Source organism: Geodermatophilus obscurus DSM 43160, assembly GCF_000025345.1.
Taxonomy (GTDB): domain Bacteria; phylum Actinomycetota; class Actinomycetes; order Mycobacteriales; family Geodermatophilaceae; genus Geodermatophilus; species Geodermatophilus obscurus.
Window position 1 is genome coordinate 1,902,398 of sequence record NC_013757.1, and the last position, 15,227, is coordinate 1,917,624.

Sequence of the window (15,227 nt, forward strand, 5' to 3'; positions counted from 1 at the left end):
GCGGTCGCGGCTAACGCGCGGTGTAGCCGCCGTCGATGACGAGTTCGGAGCCGGTGACCCACTTGGCCTGGTCCGATGCGAGGTAGACCGCGCCCCACGCGATGTCGTCGGGCTCACCGGTGCCGCCGAGCGGGTGCAGGGCGTCCAGAGCCGTGCGCGCATCGGGTTCGGACATGCCGGCCTCGGCGACGTAGCGGTGCACCATCGAGGTGAAGATGAAGCCTGGGTGGATTGAGTTCACCCGGATTTTGTCCGGTGCGTAGGTGAGAGCGTCGTTCTTGCTCATCGTGCGCACCGCACCCTTGGACGCATGGTAGGGCGGGACGTCGCCGCCGCCGAGGATGCCGTAGATCGATGAGATGTTGATGATGCTGCCGCCGCCGGAGGCGCGCAGGTGCGGGATCGCGTGCTTGGTGCACAGGAACACCGCGGTCGCGTTCACGGCCATGACGCGGTTCCACTCCTCGAGCGGCAGCTGGTCGGTGGGCTTGTTCATCCCCTCGATGCCAGCGTTGTTGACGAGTACGTCCACGCGACCGTGCTGAGTCGCGACGGCGTCCAACGCGGCGCGGACCTCGTCCTCGTTCGTGACATCGCAGGCGTGGAAGCTGGCCCCCGTCAACGCGCCGGCGACGCGCTCGCCGCCGGCCTTGTCGATGTCGACGACGGCGACAGTGGCGTCCTCCTCGGTCATGCGAGCGGCGATGGCCTCGCCGAGGCCGTTGGAACCGCCGGTGACCACAGCGACCTTGCCCGTGAGCCTGCCCATGGTGTGCTCCTTGTCGATCGAGATCGTAGAGGTGGTGGTGGGTCAGACGGGTGTGGCGAGCAGTTCGCCGAGGTGCTGGTCGATCTGCGACATGTAGGTCGGCGCGACGCCGAACAGGCCGAGGTGGCCGAGGATCTCGTCGATCACCCGCAGCTCGCTGCCGGCGACCAGCTCCTGCTCGGCGCGACAGTCGCGGACGGGGAAGAACATGTCCTCGTCGATGGGCATGACGAAGGTCTTCGCGGTGATCCGACCTAGTGCGGCGGCGAGGTCGCCGCCGGTGTGGCGGGCGACGTCCCCGTGCTGCCACTTCCACGCCATGCACAGCAGGTCGTTCGGGTCCATCACCGTGAAGTACGGCCGCAGGAACCCGTCGAGGAAGGCCTCCTTCGAGTCGAAGTCCATCGCGCGCCAGAACTCCTGCTTCCACGCCTCGGTGGAGAACCCCATCACCGCCCAGATGTCGGCGTGCCGGGTCAGGCCCGCCACGACGTCGGCGTTGGACTTGTACTCGCCCGCGGCGAAGCCCGGGTCGGAGGTGATCGCGTCCATGAGCACGGAGGCGAACAACTGGTCGTGGGGTGTGTTCTGCGCTGTGCCGGCGATCGGTGCAGCGCGCAGCACCTTGTCCGGGAAGCGGACTGCCCACTCGTAGGTCTGCTGGGCGCCCATCGACCCGCCGACGACGAGCTGCAGCTGCTCGACACCGAACCGCTCACGCAGCAGCCGCTCCTGGGCGACGACGTCGTCGCCGATGCGCACCCGCGGAAAGCCCGACATCGCGATCGACGCGTTCTCCCCGTCGGCGTTGTGCGGCGACACCGACAGCCCGCTGCCGATCTGGTCGACCGCGACGATGAAGTACTGCGCCGGGTCCAGGGCGTGCCCCTCGCCCACGTAGACGTCGCGCCAGATCTGGTGCGTGCCGGAGTACCACGTGGTGATGAGGACGGCGTTGTCCTTCGTCGGCGACAGCTCGCCCCACGTGGTGTAGGCCAGCCGGCAGTCCGGAATCGTCCCGCTCTCCTCGAGCTCGAGTCGGCCGACGCTTGCCACGTTGTACTCGCCGTGGAACTCGGGGCTGTAGAACGGGTTCTCGATCATCGGGTCTCCTCCGGGGCCGTGTGGGGGACGGCGACGACTGTGTCGGGGGTCCTGGGCGACGGAGTGTCCGAATCTGGGACACCGGTGGCCCTTGACCGCTGTTCCACGATGTGACGTGAGACACGAGGGAGTGCCGTCATGCTCGATCGCGCCGACCGGAGGCTGCTGCTCACCAGTGCCCGGGCGCACCTGCTGGAGGGCGCGGACCCGGCTCTGCGGGGCGTCCCGGGTCACGTGGCGGCGTCCTGGCGGCGCAGTGCCTCCTCCGGCGTGGACCCCGGCGAAGTCTCGAACGAGTACTTCACCGACCTCGACCTCGGCTCCCGGCTCATCCACTGTGCGCGGCCGGTGATCGAGCAGCTCGCCGAGGAGATCGCCGACGCGCCGATGTGCGTCGCGCTGACCGACAACGGGGCACGCCTCCTGGTGCGCCGGGACAGCGACGCCCAGATCGGCCGGGTCCTCGACCACGTCCACTTCGCGCAGGGCTTCGGCTACGCGGAGGGCACGGTCGGGACCAACGGGGTCGGCACGGTCCTGGAGTTCGGCGAGTCGGTGCACATCATCGGAGCCGAGCACTTCGTCGAGCCGTTGCAGACCTTCGCCTGCGCCGGGGCGCCGATCCGCGACCCGTTCACCGGGCGGATCGCTGGCGTGCTGGACATCAGCTGCCGCAGCCAGGACTCGACTCCGCTCATGCACTCCCTCGTGCGCACCTCGGCGGCGCGCATAGAGCGGAATTTGCTCATGGACCGCGACCAGACCCAGCAAGCACTGTTCGAGCTCTACTCGCGGGTCGACGCGCGCAGCCGTGGAGCAGTCCTCGCCGTCGGGCAGCGGATGGTGATGAGCAACGCGGCGATGCAGACGCTGCTCGACTTGGCCGACCTGGAGGCCCTCCAGGACCACATGCGGTTCGCGATGACCGGGCACGCCCGCCTTGACAACCAGGTCGACCTGCCGTCCGGGACGCGGGTACGGGTGCGCGGGTCGACGGTGGTCGTCGGCGGTGACATCGCCGGGGTCGTCGGCGTGGTCGGGGTGGTGCACGAGCCCGACGGGTTGAGCGCCACGGCGCTCGAGCGCCGGCCGGCTCCGCAGCTGCTATCCGACACCGGACGTGCTCGTGGCGGTCGCGTCGTGGCCAGCTCCAGCCCCGCATGGCGGGCGGCCGCGGCCACCGTCGAGCAGGCGCTGCGGGCCGGGCAGGCAGTCGTCGTCCTCGGCGAGCCCGGCACGGGTCGGGCCACCCTGCTGTCCGATCTGCACCTCTCCCTGCACCCGGCCGGTTCCATCGTCTTCGTCGAGGCGGACGAGGTCGAGGCCGCTCCCCGGGAGGCGGCGGACCGGCTGCTACAGCCCGGTTCAGAGCCGGCGCTACACGTGCTGCGGGACGTTGACCGGCTGTCCCCGCGGACGGCGCAGGCCCTCTTCGCCAGGCTGAGGACGACTGCGCGGCCGCTCGAGCACGTGGCCGCCACGGCGGTGCAGAGCGGCACGGCGGAGGCCCCGCACGGCCCGCTGCTGGCGCTGTTCCGGGCGTCGACGTCGGTACCGCCGCTGCGCCACCGGTCCGCGGACGTCCCCGCCCTCGTCCGGGCCCTGCTGGCCGAGCTGGCACCGTACCGCGAGGTCCGGCTGGACGGCGAGGCGATGCGGCTGGTGGTCCGCTACTGCTGGCCGGGCAACGTGCGGCAACTGCGGGAGGCGCTGGCGTCTGCGCTGCGCCTGCGTCCGGCCGGCTGCATCCAGGCGCGAGACCTGCCCACCTACTGCTCAAGCGTCCCGCGCAGCTCCCTCCGCCCCGTCGACGAGGCCGAACGCGACGCCATCGTCACGGCGCTGCGTTGCGCCGGTGGAAACAAGGTCGCGGCGGCCACCGCGCTCGGACTCGCGCGGTCGACGCTCTACCGCAAGATCCGGCAATACGGCATAAGCGACTGAATCCCGCCAGTGTCCGGATTTGGGACATCACTGTGAGGTCGGGCAGTGCCCACGATGGCAGCGCCCGTGAGGTAGACCACAGAGAGGCGTTCCCCGCGATGACGTCAACCATCGAGACCGCATCCCCGTCCAGCGCGCCCGAGGCGGACCTCGAGCTCGATGCGGTGGTGCTCGGCGCCGGCGTGGCCGGCCTCTACCAGCTCCATCAGCTGCGCGAGCAGGGTTTGCGGGTCCGTGCCTTCGAGGCCGGGGACGACGTCGGCGGGACCTGGTACTGGAACCGCTACCCCGGTGCCCGCTTTGACAGCGAGGGTTACATCTACCAGTACCTGTTCTCCGAGGAGCTGTACAAGGACTGGAGCTGGAGCGAGAAGTTCCCCGGTCAGCCGGAGATCGAGCGCTGGATGCACTACGTCGCCGACCGGCTCGACCTCCGTCGGGACATCCAGTTCTCCACCACGATCACAAGCGCCCACTACGACGAGGACCGCGGCCGCTGGACGATCCGCACCGACCGCGGCGACACCATCGACACCCAGTTCTTCATCACCTGCGGCGGGATGCTCTCGGCCCCGATGGCGGAGTTGTTCGAGGGGCAGGACAGCTTCCGTGGGACCGTGTTCCACACCTCCCGGTGGCCGAAGGACGGCGTCGAGCTGGCCGGCAAGCGGGTCGGCGTGGTGGGCATCGGCGCCACTGGTATCCAGGTCATCCAGACCATCGCCGACCAGGTCGCCCACGTGACCGTCTTCGCCCGCACCCCGCAGTACGTCTTGCCGATGAAGAACCCGAAGTACGGGGCGGTCGAGCAGGCCTGGTACAAGAGCCGCTTCGAGGAGCTGCGGTCGACGATCCCGCGCACGTTCACCGGCTTCGAGTACGACTTCGAACACGCCTGGGCCGCGTGCACCCCCGAGCAGCGGCGCGAGGTCCTCGAGGAGATCTACGAGGACGGGTCGCTCAAGCTGTGGCTGGCCAGCTTCGGCGAGATCTTCTTCGACGAGGAGGTCAGCGAGGCGGTCTCCGAGTTCGTGCGGGACAAGATGCGCGCCCGGCTCAAGGACCAGCGGCTCATCGACATCCTCGTCCCCTCTGACTACGGCTTTGGTACCCACCGGGTCCCGCTGGAACGCGGCTACCTCGAGGTCTACCACCGGGAGAACGTCGAGCTGGTCGGGGTCAGGAGCAACCCCATCGTGCGGATCCGCCCCGAGGGCATCGAGCTCGCCGACGGCAGCGTGCACGAGCTCGACGTCATCATCATGGCCACCGGGTTCGACGCCGGCACCGGCGCCCTGACCCGCATCGACATCCGCGGTCGAGGCGGCCGCGCCTTGGCTGACGACTGGAGCCGCGACATCCGCACCACGATGGGGCTGATGGTCGAGGGCTACCCGAACATGCTCACCACGGCGGTCCCGCTGGCTCCCTCCGCAGCCCTGTGCAACATGACCACCTGCCTGCAGCAGCAGACCGAGTGGATCAGCGACACCATCCGCACCTTGCGCGAGCAGGGGAAGTCGGTGATCGAGCCGACCAAGGAGGGCGAGGACGCCTGGGTCGCCCACCACGAGGAGATCGCCAGCGCCACCCTCGTGCCCAAGACGCACTCCTGGTACCTCGGGTCCAACGTGCCCGGCAAGCCCCGACGCCTGCTGTCCTACATCGGCGGCGTGGGTACCTACCGGCTCAAGTGCGAAGAAGAGGCTGAAGCCGACTACCCGGCCTTCCGGATGAGCTGACCTCCTCCAGGCCACTCGGTGCAGGCAGCCAGCGTGCGCACGGCGTGCTCGGTGCGTCCCGCCAGCAAGTCCTAGAGCTTGGCGCCCGCATCGCCGCCAATACGGCAACACGTGGATGGGATGTGGGACATCCACCATGGCTGGCTCACCTCGTCCCAGGTGAGCATGCTCCCTGGTCGGCTGCGGCCGTCCCGAGGCAGACGAACTCCGGGCATCCCGCGAGGGGCCCGACCATCCCGTGAGGAGATCGCGTGACGCACAGATTGCTCGTCCAGTACGGCCGTCCGACCGACCCCGCCGCGTTTGACCAGCACTACCGCGACGTCCACGTCCCGCTCGCGCAGAAGATACCCGGCGTGGTCCGCTTCGACATCGGGCACGCCAGCCCTCTCGACGGCGACGCGGCGCCGTACCTGGTTGCCATGCTCGACTTCGAGTCGGCCGAGGCGTTCGCCGCGGGTATGCAGTCCGCGGAGGGTGCGGCCGCCGCCGGCGACGTGCCGAACTTCGCCACCGGCGGCGCGAGCATGAGCCACTACGATGTCGAGGACTTCACCGCCTGACCTGCCGGGGCGCCGTCCTTCCGGACAACGGGGGACGGCACCCCGGGTTCAGCCGAGGTCAGGGCGCCTCGCTCACCCCACCGGCCAGAGGCGCGGCCTGGCGAGCGGCCCCCGTCAAGACCTCCCAGTGGGAGGGCGCCACATGGAGGCCGAATGTCTTCTGACCGGGCGGTCGACTCTGACTAGGAGGGGTGTCAAGGAGTTCCGCTTTGCGACGAACTCGGGCGGATGCCTTCGAACGAACCCACCTGGGGCGCGAGCCGAGGCGCGCAGCATCTCAATCGGGCCCAGGATCGTCATCGTCAATCTGCTGCGGCCACGCCGGGCGACGAACATCCGGCCCGTTGACCCAGAACTGACCCGGGATACACGGCTGCGTGCGGTGATCGATGGAACTGCGGCCTGACCTGGGGTTACCTCGTTGGGCGCTGATGGCCGGCGACGACCGATGTCGGCTGAGTTGCGGACTTTCTGCGGACTGAGACGGCGTGATCCGCGGGCCCCATCCCAGCCGTCCTGAGGAGCCAGGCAACCCCTCCACAGCCCGCCGAGGGTGCCAACTGCAGCGGGTCGCCGGAAGGGCGCTGCGCGTCCCTGCGGGATGGGCCTTCGGCCCACCATTCCCCCGGCCCGCTGCAGCCGGATCGAAGCCGGTTGTGGGAAGCGGCCAGGAGTGTGTGGATGGGCGTCGGGGCATCGGCGGCAACCCACCCGTCAGCCGGGGGACCCCGCATCCCCGTTCCCCGGCCGGCAGGGCGGGCTGTCCGCGGCGCTGCCTGCCCGTTCCCCGCCCGGGACGCCGGTGCAAGCCGCAAAGGTTTTCAAGCTTGGTACAGGGGGCTGTCGAACCCACACTGATCAACCGTTTTCACAGGTCAAAGCCCGAATCGCTCAGACCGGTGGCTACCGCCAATAGCCCCTACGTGCCCGTACTACGGGCACGTAGCGGGCACGGCCGTGCTCGGCCAGATGCGCTTCCACCCCGGCACGCTGCAACTCCTCCACGACGAACCGCCACCCGGGCGCTGCGCGTACGGGATGGACCTCCAGCCCCCGCCGCGCCGCAGCCGGACGGATCGACAACCTGGTCCAGCAGCAGGATCAGTTCCCGCTTCACCCCTCGTTTGACGGCTGAGTTCGCCTGCCCGGTGTCGCTGGAGTTGGATGTCCCCCCGCCGAGGAAGATGCCGGAGTAGTCGTCAAGGTCGAACTCGGCCAGCAGCGCGGACTTTTATGCGGATCCGGTGCAGCAGCCGGCGAGGCTCGTGCATCAGAGGAACGCTGCGTACTCGTTGTCCGCGGCTGTGCCATCGGCGCGAGGACAGCAGCGGGAAGCACTCGCCGACCGGCGCTGAGTCGGAGCGTCACGCCTGTCCCTTCGGACGACGATGTGGCCCTGGTTGTGCGCCATCGCGGTCATCCCTGTTCCCGGGTCCCCGCGCACGCCGGGCCGCGCTGCCCGGAGGACGGGTCTGCGCGCCTCCCGTCGGGGGGAGGCGTAAGCCGGCGCCCGACCGGTTACCGAGCCCGTTCTGCAGCGTCGTAGAAGGCGGCTGCGAGGTCGTCGATGAGCACGGCGCCACTGGGTGTGGCACCGAGTGTCCAGGCGAAGCCGTGCAGCATGCCGTCGTAACGCTTCGCGGTGACGTGCACTCCCGCGGCGCGCAGGTTGGCGGCGTACGCCTCGCCTTCGTCGCGCAGCGGGTCGAACTCGGCGGTCGCGATGAAGGTTGGGGGGAGGCCCACGAGGTTGTCAGCGCGCGCAGGGCAGGCGAACGGGTCCTTGCCGAGGTCCTGGGCACCAAGGTAGTGCGCCCAGAACCACTGCATGGAGCCCTTGGTAAGCAGGTACCCGTCGCCGTTCTCCTGGTAGGACCCGGTCGTGAAGTTGAAGTCGGTCACCGGGTAGATCAGCAACTGCGCGGCGAGGGGCGGCCCCTGCCGGTCGCGGGCGGCAATCGCGACGGCGGCGGCAAGGTTCCCGCCGGCGCTGTCCCCGCAGGTCGCAATCCGAGTGGGGTCACCGTCCAGCTCGGCGGCATGCTCCGAGACCCAGGCCGTCGCGGCGTAGCAATCGTCGAATGCTGCGGGGTAGGTGTGCTCGGGCGCAAGCCGGTAGTCGACGGAGACGACGACCGCACCGGTCCGGTTGGCGATCCGGCGGACCGGGTTGTCGCAGACGTCGAGGTCGCCGATCACCCAGCCGCCGCCATGGAAGTACATGATCACGGGCTTCGACCCGTCGCCGGCAGGGGTGTAGACGCGGATGGGGATCTCCCCGGCGGGACCGGGGATCGCCCGGTCCTGGGTGGGAAAGTCCTCGGGCTCCCCTTGGAGGTTGATGAAGCCCTTTGCGGCCTCACGCGCCTGCGGCACGGTCATGTGCTCGAACGGCGGCAGTCCTGCTGCCTCGAGCGCGGCGAGCAACTGCTGGGCTTCGGGGTGGAGGGGCATGGCGTCTCCGATCTCGGGAGGCTTGGGTCTCGGGCGGCGCGGCGACGCGCCGGCGAGCAGCCGTGTAGGCGGCAGCGAGCGCGGTCGAACGCAGCCGACCCCGCTCGCTGCCGCACGCCTCGGCCCGTCGGCGGGACGTGCCGAGTGGGTTGTCACGGTCATAAGGCGGTGGTGCTTGGGATGCTGATCAGCCGATCACCGCGCGCGCCGTCTTGACCGGGAAGCGACTGGCAGGTCGCGTTCCGGTCACCGAGGACGATCCGTACTTTGCCATTCCGAATCCGTCATAGCCATGGGCTGCAACCTCCTCGCATATCTCCCGGTAATAGCCCACGCCGCCGACGTACGGATACAGGTTCCGCGGCTTCCCGGGGATGTTCGCCCCGACCCACCAGGAGTTGGCCATAGGCAGCAGAGTCGCCTGGGTCACGGTGTTGTGGTGTTCCACCCAGTCATCTTCCGCTTCCACCAGTGGCTCCACCTTGTCGATGTTGTGTTCGCGCATGTAGCGGATGCAGTCGGCGATCCAGTCGACGTGCTGCTCGATGGAGACCGGCATGTTGCTCAGCACGGACGGACTCTGCGGCCCGGTGATCATGAACATGTTCGGAAAGCCTTGCGTCGCGACGCCAAGATAGGTCCGCGGCCCCTCCGCCCACTTCTCTTGCAAGGCGACGCCGCCCCGGCCGGAGATGTTCATCTTGAAGAGTGTGCCGGTCATCGCGTCGAATCCGGTCGCGAATACAATGGTGTCGACCTCGTACTCGTCGTCTCTCGTCCGCACACCCGTTTCGGTGATCTCTTCGATCGGTGACCGCCGGACGTCGACCAGGGTCACGTTGTCTCGGTTGAACGTCTCGTAGTAGCCGTTCTCGAGGGGTGGACGCTTCGTGAAGAAGGGGTGGTCCTTCGGGACCAGCATCTCGGCGATCTCCGGGTTCTGCACCCTCTCCCGGATCTTCGCGCGGACGAATTCCGAGGCCGTTTCGTTCGCCTTCACATCGACCAGGAGATCGTTGAACGTCAGGCCGATGCGGAAGCCGCCTTCCGCCCACGCGGTGTCGTAGATGCGCTGCCTCTCATCATCGGGCACTGAGAGGGCCGGCCGGTCCGGAGCGTCATAGGGGAACCCGAAACTCGTCTCCCTCGTCCGCTGCCAGATCTCCTTGTAGTTGGCCTTGGTCCGCTGCACGTACTCGGGGTCCAGTGGTCCGTTTCCCCCCGCGATGTCGTAGTTCGGAGTGCGTTGCAGCACGTACACGTGCGCCGCCTCTTTGGCGATCTCCGGAATGGCCTGGACCCCGGTCGCCCCCGTGCCGATCACGGCGACCCGCTTGCCGGTGAAGTCGACTCCTTCGTGCGGCCACAGTGCGGTGTGGTACTGCTCGCCCCGGAACTTCTCGCGCCCTTGGAACTCCGGCAGGTTGGCCGCGGACAGGCACCCGACGGCGGTGATGAGGAACTTTGCGGTCACCCAGTCGCCGTCGTCTGTGCTGATGGCCCAACGGCTTCTCGCCTCGTCATAGCTAGCCGCGGTGACACGGGTATTGAACTGAATGTCCCGGCGAAGGTCCCATCTGTCGGCGACATGTTGGAGGTACCGGAGGATCTCCGGTTGGCCGGCGAAACGCTCGCTCCAGGTCCACTCCTGGAGGAGCTCCTCGGACAAGCGGTCGGAGAAGCTGTAGAAGTAGCTCTCCGAATCACACCGCGCGCCCGGGTAGCGATTCCAGTACCAAGTGCCACCGACGTCGTCGGCGGCCTCGTACACTCGCGCTGACAATCCCAGCTTGTCGCGCAGGCGATGGAGCATGTACAGACCGGAGAATCCGGCTCCTACAACGACGGCGTCGAATTCACCGACTGGGTCCGTGCTGGCTTCCTGCCGGTCCTGCTGAACAGCGGACATACGAGCTGCTCCTCACGGTTGATGTTCTGCTTTGCAGCCTTGCTGTGCTGTTACCTCGCTCGGGGACGGGCTGTTGCCCAACCGCGACAGCGTGGGAGCTGCGGCCGGTCACGCACGGGGCGACTTGACTGCCGGACTCGACGGGACCTGACGCGCCGCGCGAAGGTGGTCGAGGGCGGCGCCTGGGGCAACCGTTTCGGCGCCCGGCTCCTGAGCTGCGGTGGCGTAGTCTTCAATCACCTCGACAGCCGAATCGGTAGACGGAATGGCCGGATGCCCATTCCGTCGTTCGGATTCCCGCGCTCGTGGCGCCCCCGGCAGGAATTACTCGCGGAGGGGGTACGGTCGGCCGACCAGGGGCGCATCCTGCACTGCCCTGAGAGGCTGGGCCTACGACGTGCCTCCGCCGATCAACGCTTCGTCATTATGTGCGACGCGGCGCTCAGATAAAGGTAGCGAGATGCAGTCTCGGCCTGCCCTCGTCGGAGTGTCAAGGGATGCCATCGTGGCCAACAGGCCCCGGACGGTGATCGTGAGCGGCGCTCGAGCGTGGTCCAGCGGCTGTCGAGTGCTTTCCTCGAAGCCGGACGGGAGCGGTCGTCGCGCGAGGAGCCGGCGTGCCGGTCGAGACGCCGGGTCGCGGCTCGGCGCGTCGACACAACACGACACCGCACTGTGGGCGGGGCGATGACCGCGAGCCCGTAGGGCGCGGTGACGGGGCATCCCTGTCGTCGGTGCGGGACGGTAGGTCAAGCGGCCAACCCACCGAGGCGGTGCTGCGCCCCACTTGCGATCACCGAGCGGCACCTCGATCCGCGGCCGCGACACCCCTTGCTCGCCGATGGCGACCTACCTGAACCGCCGGGTCCGGTGGACCGAAACACCGCCTCCCGCTGCGCCGGACTCAACCGCGGCCGCCGACGCCAGCTACCCCTGCCGGCTGCCGGCTGCTCGTAGCGCTGGCTCTGCTACTGGTCCTGCTGCTGGTGGTCATCGGGACGCTCCCGGTACCGAAGCCGAAACCAAATCGGGAGGAACTTGAGGACAGATGTCCTGCCTCGTTTCCCGGCCCGTCCGGCGCAGAGCTTCGCTCAAGGGCCAAGAGCGGCGGCGGGGGACGACCGGACCAAGACTGCTTCCCCAGCGCAGCGCCCGTAGGGCGAAAGTATCTTGGTCCGATCGGGGGGGGGCGGCACGGAATGCCACCACGCTGAGCTGCCGGACGGGCCGGGGGACCAACAGGCAGAGCCCGCCGGAGACGGACCCCGATGCCGGCGCAGTCGGGCCACGCGCAGCGTAGCCCGAAGAGCGCTCCTGCTACGTCCAATGCACCGCGGTGCGACGACGTCGGCGATTCCCCGGTTACGAAGCCGCGGTGGTCCGCCACGCCGCGGGGCCCCGGCCGGGCCGAACGCGGACCCCGTGGTCTTGCCGCGCCCTGGGTACCGTGTCGAGCGCCCTGAGTTGGGCGTGGCCAGATCTGGGACGCCCCAAGGTGTCGCCCTGACAGGGGTCACTTTACCTCCAGGGCCGCCGCCCAGCCCTGCACCTCGGCCACCAGGCCTTCACAGGGCCACCAGGCCTTCAGAGCGCATCCGCACCCGCTGCTACCAACCCTCGCCCAATCTCGGCAGCGACACGTTCAAGTGCCGTTGCAGAGTCAAGGAGAGGCGGCTCAGCCGAGACGGGCCTGTACCGCCGCCAGACCGCCTGCGTACAGACTGCCCGCCAGCAGGTCGTCCATGGCCTTCTCGTCTTCAGGCTCGCAGTCGTACGTGCTCCACCATTCGACGAAGCTCGCGCCCCCGTGGGTGACAGGGCTGACGCGTATGGTCGAGTAGTACCTGGTAAACGGGAAAGGTCCCTCCAGCAGGTGATAGGTGTAGCGGCGATCGAGGTCGCTGAGGGCGACCAGCCGCTCCCGCACCAGCGAGCCGTCATTCAGCGTCAGCTTCCGCTCGCAGCCGACCTGATCGGCGGGCTTTCCACCCAGGATCTCGCTCGCGGTGATGGCGTCGACGAATTCCGGTGTGCGGTTGAAGTCGCGAAGGAAACCCCAGACGGTGTCGGGATCGGCACCGATGACGGAGCTGGTATACGAGCGCGGCATCGTCTACTCCTCAGGAAACGCGGCACGGGAACATCCGGTGCGAAGAACCTTGCGTAGTGTGCTGAGCCAGCCAGCCAGCCAGCCAGCCGGCAGGCAGGCAGGCAGCCAGTCCCGACGCTTTCACGACCGGCTCTGTGCGCTTGCTCGGGCGAAGGGCGCGGAAGGCGTCAGAGGATTGCGCTGCGTCTAGCGGATGCGTAGGTCCTCGAAACCTCGACGGAGCATCCGGGTCCGCCGCAGGATCGATTCCTGCCTCGGTCGCCCCGGCTGCTCCAAACCTGGCCAGTCGTCCCGGCATCGGCCACCTTCTGTCCGACCGTCCCCGAACAGCGCCTACCGGGACGCTAGTCCCAACAGCGACACGTGTCACTGGACCTCGTCCCCGCGCGCCCTCGGCGGCGTCGTTGCGGGCAAATGCTGAACCGCCCCGTGGCCTGTTGCTTGTTTTGTGGAGTCCAATTGTTGGATGGACATCTTGAGGACCTTCTGCGGACTCGGTGCGGACTACGAGGGCGACCGTCGTCCTGGGCCGTTGATAACGAATGGGCCAACTCGCCGATCCCGTCCTGACCGCGCGTCCGCGGCGACCTCTGCCTTGCTTTCACCCTCCGGCAGCCGGCGCGGTCGGAGGTACAGCGGTGGCGTCGCCGGGCTGACCAAGCCTGTGGATAGCCACCGCGGCGGCCTCAGCTGGTTTGGTTGGCTGAGTGGGGCTGGTCGGGTGTAATCCACCCCTGCGGGCGGGCTCCTCATGGCGTAGGGGATCCGGCGCCGTCACGGCGAAGGAGCCCGACCAGCTTCTGTGGTTCCTCGACAGCTGGCCATGAATCTTGGTTCCAGGCTGTCAGTAGTCACTGCAACGGTGTGCTCGGATGCGGCACCTGCTCCCCTCCGTGTGAGCGTCTCCGATTGCGCCAACCGCTGGAAGGGCGCTGCGCGTCCCTGCGGGATGGGCCTGCGGCCCACCCTTCCCCCGGCCAGCGCAATCGGAGGAAAGCTGGTTACGGGAAGCGGGGGAAAGTCGCGGCTGACAGTCCTCGCGCGATGCGGCAGAGCCGAATTCGAGCGTTCCGCGCCGCCGAGCCGACGCGGCTCACGCGGCTCGACGCGCGATGATCGCCCGCGGGCGGCGGCGGAGAACCCGCCGCCGCCCGGGACCCGCCGGTCAGTCCTCGATCGACTGGTACACGACCGTCCGAAAGTCAGCCTCGGGCAGGTCGAAGCCGACCATGTGCTGCGTCAGGAGCACGCCGACGACCTCCTCGACCGGGTCGACCCAGTAATAGGTCTTCGCCGCACCGGCCCAGCCGAACTCGCCAGCGGAGCCGGCCAGCGCGCTCTGGCCAACGTCCATCGCCACGCGAGAGCCCAGGCCGAACCCGTAGCCGAGCGCCGGTACGCCGGCGAGGGCGTACGGGCGCAGCGCCGGTGCGAGATGGTTCGTGTGCATCAACTCGAGCGTCTTGCGGCCGAGAATGCGGGTGCCGTCCTCCGCCTTGCCCGTGAGCAGCATGTTCGCGAAGCGCATGTAGTCCAAGCCCGTCCCGAAGAGGCCCAGGCCGCCACGCTGGAAGACGTCCGCCGCGTCGCTCGGATAGGTCGCCTCCACGTCGCGGCGGCCCAAGTCGCCGGCGGCGAACGCGCCCGCCAGGGTGCTGAACGTCATGTCCTGGGCTAGGAGGTCCGGCAGGCCGTACATGGCCGAAATGCGGCCGCGCGCGGACTCCGGCACGCCGAAGGCCGTGTCGGTCATCCCGAGCGGCCCAAAGAGGCGCTCCTGGAGGAAGTCCCCGAGCTTCTGGCCCGAGATGACCTCGATCAGGCGCGCCGTGACGTCGGTGCCCAGGCTGTAGTGCCACATCGTCCCGGGCGCGAAGGCAAGCGGGATCGTCGCAAGCTCGTCGATCAGCTGCTCTAGCGTGCGCGTCGGGTCGTGCATGAGCTGCCTCGCGCGGTACTGCTCCGCGACCGGGAAGTCCTCGAGGAAGTCGTAGGTGAGCCCACTCGTATGGCTCATCACGTCGCGGATCTGCATCGGACGCAGCGGCGACTGATCCTCGAGCGTCCCGCCCGGCCCAGCGATCTTCGTCGCCCCGAACGCCGGAATCCACTTGGCGACCGGGTCGACGAGCTGGAACTTCCCCTCCTCGAAGAGCGTCATCAGCGCAGTGCAGACGATTGGCTTGGTCATCGAGTACAAGCGGTAGATCGTGTCCTCCGCCAAGGGCACCTCGGCTTCGCGGTCCTGCCAGCCGATCCGCCCGGCGTGGACGAGCTGGCCGCGGCGCGACACGAGCGTCGTGAAGCCTGGATAGCCGCGCTCGTCAACGTACTTCTGCAGCGCGGGCGTGACGCGCTCAAGGCGGTTGGCGCTCATCCCCACCGACTCCGGAGACGTGAGCTGGGATTCGACCTGGGTCATTCACAGACTCCTTCGATCGGGACGGGCGCCGACCATACGCCTGTGGCGTATCCGGCAATCGCCCGGTCGCTTGCACCCTGCGCCCGTTAGTGCCCAGTGTGGTTGGGCAGGTCCGCGTCTATCTCATCTGTACGGCGACGGGCGACACAGGTGGGGAGGGCTTGCCACGGTTCTGCCCGCGTCCGATCAGCGGCGCCGCCGTGGCCGGTT

General features: G+C 68.5%; 9 protein-coding genes. 3 read left to right on the top strand and 6 right to left on the bottom strand.

Annotated elements, in window-relative coordinates; all coding sequences use genetic code 11:
- Nucleotides 1-10: 10 nt before the first annotated feature.
- Together GOBS_RS09015 and GOBS_RS09020 are read right to left on the bottom strand one after the other, a co-directional pair.
- A complete protein-coding gene (locus GOBS_RS09015; RefSeq protein WP_012947979.1) occupies nucleotides 11-769 on the bottom strand; it encodes an SDR family NAD(P)-dependent oxidoreductase in 759 nt (252 codons plus the stop codon).
- A gap of 42 nt (nucleotides 770-811) precedes the next feature.
- Nucleotides 812-1,873, bottom strand: coding sequence for an alpha/beta fold hydrolase (locus GOBS_RS09020; protein ID WP_012947980.1), 1,062 nt, complete (start codon nucleotides 1,871-1,873; stop codon nucleotides 812-814).
- A gap of 138 nt (nucleotides 1,874-2,011) precedes the next feature.
- Here GOBS_RS09020 and GOBS_RS29295 point away from each other — a divergent pair, with 138 nt between their 5' ends.
- The 3 genes from GOBS_RS29295 to GOBS_RS09035 all read left to right on the top strand — a co-directional run bounded on the left by GOBS_RS29295 (nucleotide 2,012) and on the right by GOBS_RS09035 (nucleotide 6,122).
- A complete protein-coding gene (locus GOBS_RS29295; RefSeq protein WP_012947981.1) occupies nucleotides 2,012-3,817 on the top strand; it encodes a sigma-54-dependent Fis family transcriptional regulator in 1,806 nt (601 codons plus the stop codon).
- Between the two features lie 98 nt (nucleotides 3,818-3,915).
- Nucleotides 3,916-5,559, top strand: coding sequence for a flavin-containing monooxygenase (locus tag GOBS_RS09030; RefSeq protein ID WP_012947982.1), 1,644 nt, complete (start codon nucleotides 3,916-3,918; stop codon nucleotides 5,557-5,559).
- A 251-nt stretch (nucleotides 5,560-5,810) separates the two neighbouring features.
- The gene (locus tag GOBS_RS09035) at nucleotides 5,811-6,122 is read left to right on the top strand and encodes an EthD family reductase (protein ID WP_012947983.1); all 312 of its coding nucleotides are present in this window, start codon (nucleotides 5,811-5,813) and stop codon (nucleotides 6,120-6,122) included.
- Between the two features lie 1,518 nt (nucleotides 6,123-7,640).
- Here GOBS_RS09035 and GOBS_RS09040 read toward each other — a convergent pair.
- From GOBS_RS09040 to GOBS_RS09055, 4 genes are all read right to left on the bottom strand, one after another.
- Nucleotides 7,641-8,576, bottom strand: a complete 936-nt coding sequence (locus tag GOBS_RS09040; protein ID WP_012947984.1) for an alpha/beta hydrolase — start codon at nucleotides 8,574-8,576, stop codon at nucleotides 7,641-7,643.
- Between the two features lie 187 nt (nucleotides 8,577-8,763).
- The gene (locus tag GOBS_RS09045; RefSeq protein ID WP_012947985.1) at nucleotides 8,764-10,485 is read right to left on the bottom strand and encodes a flavin-containing monooxygenase; all 1,722 of its coding nucleotides are present in this window, start codon (nucleotides 10,483-10,485) and stop codon (nucleotides 8,764-8,766) included.
- A gap of 1,675 nt (nucleotides 10,486-12,160) precedes the next feature.
- On the bottom strand, nucleotides 12,161-12,595 hold the full coding sequence (locus GOBS_RS09050) for an SRPBCC family protein (protein ID WP_012947986.1): 435 nt from the start codon (nucleotides 12,593-12,595) through the stop codon (nucleotides 12,161-12,163).
- Nucleotides 12,596-13,760: 1,165 nt separating this feature from the next.
- Nucleotides 13,761-15,017, bottom strand: coding sequence for a serine hydrolase domain-containing protein (locus tag GOBS_RS09055; protein ID WP_012947987.1), 1,257 nt, complete (start codon nucleotides 15,015-15,017; stop codon nucleotides 13,761-13,763).
- Between the last annotated feature and the right edge of the window lie 210 nt (nucleotides 15,018-15,227).